The sequence below is a fragment of the Streptomyces sp. NPDC002403 genome, from assembly GCF_053593015.1.
Window position 1 is genome coordinate 1 of sequence record NZ_JBSFBQ010000121.1, and the last position, 5,924, is coordinate 5,924.

5 protein-coding genes are annotated in these 5,924 nt (G+C 70.1%); 4 read left to right on the forward strand and 1 reads right to left on the reverse strand.

The features are described from left to right. Window positions 1–233: 233 nt before the first annotated feature. Window positions 234–1,091 (reverse strand): IclR family transcriptional regulator, encoded by an 858-nt coding sequence (locus ACWCPY_RS42710; protein WP_451274529.1) that lies wholly within the window; start codon window positions 1,089–1,091, stop codon window positions 234–236. A gap of 293 nt (window positions 1,092–1,384) precedes the next feature. Between ACWCPY_RS42710 and ACWCPY_RS42715 the strand changes: the two genes are divergently transcribed. The 4 genes from ACWCPY_RS42715 to ACWCPY_RS42730 all read left to right on the forward strand — a co-directional run bounded on the left by ACWCPY_RS42715 (window position 1,385) and on the right by ACWCPY_RS42730 (window position 5,826). Beyond that, window positions 1,385–2,755 carry an aspartate aminotransferase family protein gene (locus tag ACWCPY_RS42715; RefSeq protein ID WP_451274531.1) on the forward strand — a complete coding sequence of 457 codons (1,371 nt, stop codon included), beginning with the start codon at window positions 1,385–1,387 and terminating at the stop codon, window positions 2,753–2,755. Further along, window positions 2,755–3,942, forward strand: a complete 1,188-nt coding sequence (locus tag ACWCPY_RS42720; RefSeq protein ID WP_451274533.1) for a mandelate racemase/muconate lactonizing enzyme family protein — start codon at window positions 2,755–2,757, stop codon at window positions 3,940–3,942. The genes ACWCPY_RS42715 and ACWCPY_RS42720 overlap by 1 nt, the downstream gene beginning before the upstream one ends. Then, window positions 3,939–4,784 (forward strand): amidohydrolase family protein, encoded by an 846-nt coding sequence (locus ACWCPY_RS42725; protein WP_072489473.1) that lies wholly within the window; start codon window positions 3,939–3,941, stop codon window positions 4,782–4,784. The genes ACWCPY_RS42720 and ACWCPY_RS42725 overlap by 4 nt, the downstream gene beginning before the upstream one ends. A 202-nt stretch (window positions 4,785–4,986) precedes the next feature. Further along, window positions 4,987–5,826 (forward strand): SDR family NAD(P)-dependent oxidoreductase, encoded by an 840-nt coding sequence (locus ACWCPY_RS42730; protein ID WP_451274535.1) that lies wholly within the window; start codon window positions 4,987–4,989, stop codon window positions 5,824–5,826. Window positions 5,827–5,924 lie beyond the last annotated feature (98 nt).

Consider the following 5,924-nt stretch of genomic DNA (forward strand, 5'->3'; position numbering starts at 1 on the left):
GGGTGTGGTGGTGCGGAACGCTCATGCGGACTTCGCCTTCCGAGAAGTGCGACAAGTGAGGGAGCGTTCCTGCGGGGGACTGCCATGAGGCGGATGGCTGAAAAGGGTCCGGCTGTCGGATGTCCATGGCGCGATGGGCAGGCGCCGGAACCAGGCCGGAAGGGGTAAATCGCCGGTGACCATGGAGTGTCACCGCGGTTGGCAGGGAACCTACGGCGGGCTACACCATTTGGTCAAGACCTGAATTCGTCGGAATGCGATGTGCCGGTGTCGGGATCGGCGCCGTCCGCGTCGTCGACCCAGCCGAGCGAGACGCTGATCCGGCGGGCCGCGTCCCGGACCTGGCCGCCCAGTTCCTGGTAGCGCCAGGCCGGCAGGCCGAGCTTGAGGCCCGTGATGGAGACCGCCCCGGCACACACCGAGCGGTCGTCGAAGACCGGTGCGCCGATGCAGATGATGCCCTCGGCGTCCTCCTCGTCGTCCAGGGCGTACCCGACCCGGGCGATGTCGCGCAGATGCGACAGGAAGGTGGCCGGGTCGGTGATCGTGCGGGAGGTGCGCCGGGGCAGCCCGAACCGCTCGACGACCGCGGCCGCCTCGCTCGGCGGCACGGCGGAGAGCAGCGCCTTGCCCAGGCCCGTGCAGTGCGGCAGCTCGCGCTGTCCCATCCGCAGGTCGAGCCGGACGCGCTGGTCGAGCTCGACCTGGTCCACCACGACCGCGTGGCCGTCCTCGGGGACGGCGAGGCGGGACGCCATCCCGGTGGTCCGGGTCAGTTCGCGCAGGACGGGGTGGGCGACCCCGCGCAGGGACACCTGGGAGCGGGCCCGGTCGCCGAGCCGGGCCAGGCTCATGCCGAGCCGGTAGCGGCGGTTCATGCCCTCGCCGTCGTCCGAGACGAGGCCGTAGGCGCGGAGGGTCTGGAGCATGCCGAAAGCGGCGCTCTTGGAGATGGAGCAGGCCTGGCCGACCTCCGTGACGCTCAGGCCGTTCCCCTGTGCGGGGGCGGCGAGCGCCTCGAGGATGTCCGCTGCCCTGGCCACGCTCTTGACCCAGTACTTCGGTTCTTCTGGGGCAGCACTGTTCGTCATAGCAGAACAGCGTAGTGCCTCGGGAGGGGCTCGAACGCGCTTTCTCTGTGAAGAAAGCGCGGAATCGAGCCTTCCTGGGTGCGAAAGGGTCTTGACCGGCCCTGGAGCCGCACGTAATATCCAGGCACTGTTCTGCTCTACAGAACAGCGTTCAGAAAAAGCGAGACGCACCACCTGAAGCACCAAGGATCATCCTCATTCCTGCGGCGACTGCCGGGCGGATGGCGCCAGGGACTCACGGGCCGGGCAGGGCCTGCGAAGACCGACGACTCTCGACGCAAGGAGCAAGTGATATGAGTTCAGGCCCGGTAGGCAATGAATCCGGAGCCCGACTCGCCGAACGCGCCCGCCAGGTCGTACCCGGCGGCGTGAACAGCGGTCAGCGCAGCGTTCCCGGACTGACCGACCTGGTCGTCACGGGTACGGACGGCGCACGGTTCCGTACCGCCGACGGACGCGAGTACACCGACTTCCACTCGGCGTTCGGCCCGCCCCTGCTCGGTCACAACGACCCCGACGTGGCCCGCGCCACCGCGGAGGCCGGCGCCACCCTCGGCCACATGGGCGTCGGTGTCACCGAGGGCGAGGTCCTCCTCGCCGAACAGCTCACCGAGCTGATCCCCTCCATCGAGAAGGTGCTGCTCACCAGCACCGGCAGCGAGGCCACGTTCCACGCGCTGCGCGTCTCCCGCGCCGCCACCGGCCGCCGCCTGGTCGTCAAGTTCCAGGGCTGCTACCACGGCTGGCACGACGCGGTCAGCCTCAACGTCATCTCCGCGCCCGAGAAGGTCGGCGGCCACGACCCGATCTCCACCGGCATCCTGCCCGAGGTCCTCGAAGCCACGCTCGTCCTGCCGTTCAACGACAGCGAGGCCGTCCGCCGCACCTTCGCCGAGCACGGCTCCGACATCGCCGCCGTGATCGTCGAGCCCGTCCCGCACAACGTCGGAGCGCTCCTGCCGTACCAGGAGTTCCTCACCACGCTGCGCGAGGAGACCACGAAGGCCGGCAGCGTCCTGGTCTTCGACGAGGTCATCACCGGCTTCCGCCACGACATCGGCGGCTGGCAGAAGATCTCCGGCGTCACCCCCGACCTCACCACCCTCGGCAAGGCCATCGCCAACGGCGCCCCCGTCGGCGCGATCGGCGGCCGCGCCGACCTGATGGACCTCTTCTCCACCCGCCCCGGCGCCCCCGCCTTCTTCGCCGGCACGTACAACGGCCACCCGTCCGTCGTCGCCGCGGCCCTCGCCACCCTGCGCAAGCTCCGCGAGGAGCCGGTCCACGAGCACGTCTTCCGGCTCGGCGAGCGCGTGCGCACCGAACTGAGCGGACTGTACGAACGCCTCGGCGTCCCCGCCGTCGTCACCGGCTACGGCTCCGTCTTCGTCAGCTACTTCATGCCGGGCGAGGCCCCCCGCACCTACGCGGACCTGCTGAACAACGACGCCTCGCTCTTCGTCGGCTACCGCCGCAAGCTCCTCGACCACGGTCTGTTCGAGCTGCCGCTCAACCTCAAGCGCAGCCACATCAGCTACGCCCACACCGACGCCGACGTGGACCGTCTCATCGAGGGCACCGAGGCCGCGGTCAAGGCCGTGCTCGCCGACGGCGGAGCCCGGGACCTGGAAAACACCTCCACCATGGGCGGAGCGACCCGCTGATGCTGACCGTCAACCGCACCCGCCCGGCAGGCCCCGCAGGCCGGATCACCCGCGTCGAGACCCTGATGCTCGGCACCTCCTGGCGCGACTTCGGCTACGTCCGGGTCCACACCGACGAGGGCCTGTCCGGCATCGGCGAGATCACCCACCCCTACCGGGTCCGCGAGGTCTGCGAGCTCACCGAGGCGATCGCCCGGCGCCACCTGATCGGCGCCGACCCCTTCGACATCGAGGAGCTCTGGCTCCGCGTCTACCAGGGCGACTTCCTGCGCGGCGGCGACATGGGCGGCGTCGCCCTGTCCGGCCTCGACCAGGCGATGTACGACCTGATGGGCAAGGCGCTCGGCGTGCCCGCGTACCGGCTGACCGGCGGCGCCTGCCGGGACGAGGTACGGGTGTACGCCAACGGCTGGTACACCGGCGAACGCGAGCCCGAGACCTTCGCCGCCAAGGCGAAGGAGACCGTGGCGAAGGGTTTCACCGCCCTCAAGTTCGACCCGTTCGGCCCCGGACTGCACGAGCTGGAGCGCGCCGAACTGCGCCGCTCCGTCGACCTCGTGGCCGCCGTCCGCGAAGCCATCGGGCCCGATGTCGACCTCTTCATCGAGGGCCACGCCCGCTTCGCCATGCCGACCGCGGCCCGGCTGGTGCGCGAGCTGGAGCCCTTCGACATCGGCTGGTTCGAGGAGCCGATGCCGTGGACCCACATCGAGCGCTACGCGGAGCTGCGGCAGCGCGCCGCGTTCCCGATCTCCGGCGGTGAGCACTTCCACAACCGCTACGAGTACAAGCAGCTCTTCGCCACCAACGCGGTCGACATCATCCAGCCCGACCTCTCCATGGCCGGCGGATTCACCGAGGTCCGCAAGCTCGCCGCGATCGCCGACACCCACGGCATGCTCGTGGCCCCGCACAACTCCAACTCGCCGCTCTGCACCACCGTCTCGGTGCACGCGACGCTCGGAATCCCCAACTTCAAGATCCTGGAAACCTTCGACGGGCTCCTTGAGGACTACGTCTTCGACGCACTCAAGGGCACCCTTCCGATCACCGACGGCCACATCGGTCTGCCGACCGCACCCGGTCTCGGTGTCGAGCTCGTCGACGAGGTCTTCGAGGAGCACCCGCCCAGCCACCGCTTCTGGAACATGTTCGCGGACGGCTGGGAGAAGCGGAACCGGACATGATCGTCGACGTCCACTCGCATCTCTTCCGGCACAGCCACGACTTCACCGACCCGTTCAGGTCCGACTCCGCCCGCGCCCACGCGGGCGAGGTCGACCTCACGGTGAAGTGGGAGGAGTACGCGGCCACCGCCCCCGAGGGCACCCGCACGATCGTCGTCGGCGGCAAGGCGCGGCGCAGCGGCCTGTGGGTGGACGACGCGGCCGTCGCCTCGTACGCCGGAGCGCACCCCGACCGGCTCATCGGCTACCTCTCGCTCGACCCCACCCAGCCCGGCTGGCAGGACGAACTCCGCTACGGCCACCAGGAACTGGGCCTGCGCGGCATCAAGCTGATGCCGATGTACGCGGGCTTCGACCCGGCCGCCGAGGAGTACGACGAGCTGTACACGTACGCCGAGCGGCACGGACTCCCGCTCCTGGTGCACACCGGCACCACCTTCGTGTCGAGCGCACCGCTGGAGTGGGCGATGCCCCGCCACCTGGACGCGGTCGCCATCCGCCACCCGGAACTGCGGATGGTCCTCGCCCACCTCGGCCACCCCTTCGAGGGCGAGTGCATCGCGGTCATCCGCAAGCACCCGCACGTGTACGCGGACATCAGCGCCCTGCACTACCGGCCCTTCCAGCTCTGGCACAGCCTCCGGCTGGTCCAGGACTACGGGGTCTTCCACAAGCTGATGTTCGGCAGCGACTACCCGTTCACGACGGTCGACGACTCGGTGCGGGGGCTGCGGGAGATCGCCCGTATCCCCGGCATCCCGGGGCTGCCGCCGCTCGACGTGGACGCGGTGGAGGAGATCATCCACCGGCCGTCGCTGGATCTGCTGGGCCTGAACGGCTGACCCGGCCGTTCCCTCAGTACCTGCCGGTACGGTGCCGGGGTCATCCCCCTGTCGCCCGGCACCGGCCGGCAGCCGGGCCGCCGCGCCATCACCCAAGTGTCCCTGCGCGGCGGCCCGGACCTCTCCGGCGATCAGGACCGGACCCGACCACCCCCTCCGTACCTCTCCGCCTCTCCACCTCTCCGCCTGGAGGAACCCCGCCATGACCGCAGCCGTCCCGCCCCGGGGAACCGACCGCTTCGATCTGACCGGCCGCACCGCGGTCGTGACCGGGGCCGCCCGGGGTCTCGGCCGCTCCTTCGCCGTCGGGCTCGCGGAGGCGGGCGCCGATCTGGTCCTCGTCGACCTGCCCGGTGCCGAGGGCGTCACCGAGACCGCGGCGGCGATCGAGGCACTCGGCCGCAACTGCCGGACGTACGGACAGGACCTGGCGGACATCGACGCGCTGCCCGGCTTCGTCGACTCCGTACGCGCCGACGCGGGACCGCTGCACATCCTGGTCAACAACGCGGGCACCGCGGCGCTGGAACGCTTCAACGAGATCACCCCCGCGAGCTGGTCCCGCATCATGCGGGTCAACGTCGACGCCGTCTTCTTCCTCAGCCAGCGCATCGCTGAACACATGACGGCGGACTCGGTCGCGGGCCGCATCATCACCATCACATCGAAGAACGCCCTGGTGGCGGAGGCCGGCCTGGCCCACTACAACGCCTCCAAGGCCGCCGCCCAACTGCTCACCGAGACCCTGGCGGTGGAGCTCGCCCCGCACGGCATCACCGCCAACACCCTCGCCCCCGGCATGGTCGAGACACCCATCGACGGCGAATTCCCCTTCGACCGGGAGGCCTTCGAATCCGCGTACCGCGAGCGCATCCCGCTCGGCAGGTACGCGCAGCCCGACGAATGCGTGGGCGCGCTGCTGCTGCTCGCCTCGGACGCCGGCGCGTATCTCACCGGGGCGCGCATCATCGTCGACGGGGGAGTGCTGGCCGACCAGATGCCGCGGATGCGCTTCATGCCGCCGTACCGCAACACGATCTGACCGCGACCGACCGGCAGTCGGTTCCCACCGAGCACGCATCGACAACGCGAGGAGCGCCTCCGTCATGTCCGTCAATGCTTCGTCCCCCGCTCCGTCCT

Excerpts from the sequence above, each read along its gene's own strand:
- ACWCPY_RS42710 (WP_451274529.1), bottom strand. The coding sequence starts at position 1,091 with ATGACGAACAGTGCTGCCCCAGAAGAACCGAAGTACTGGGTCAAGAGC.
- ACWCPY_RS42715 (WP_451274531.1), top strand. The coding sequence starts at position 1,385 with ATGAGTTCAGGCCCGGTAGGCAATGAATCCGGAGCCCGACTCGCCGAA.
- ACWCPY_RS42720 (WP_451274533.1), top strand. The coding sequence starts at position 2,755 with ATGCTGACCGTCAACCGCACCCGCCCGGCAGGCCCCGCAGGCCGGATC.
- ACWCPY_RS42725 (WP_072489473.1), top strand. The coding sequence starts at position 3,939 with ATGATCGTCGACGTCCACTCGCATCTCTTCCGGCACAGCCACGACTTC.
- ACWCPY_RS42730 (WP_451274535.1), top strand. The coding sequence starts at position 4,987 with ATGACCGCAGCCGTCCCGCCCCGGGGAACCGACCGCTTCGATCTGACC.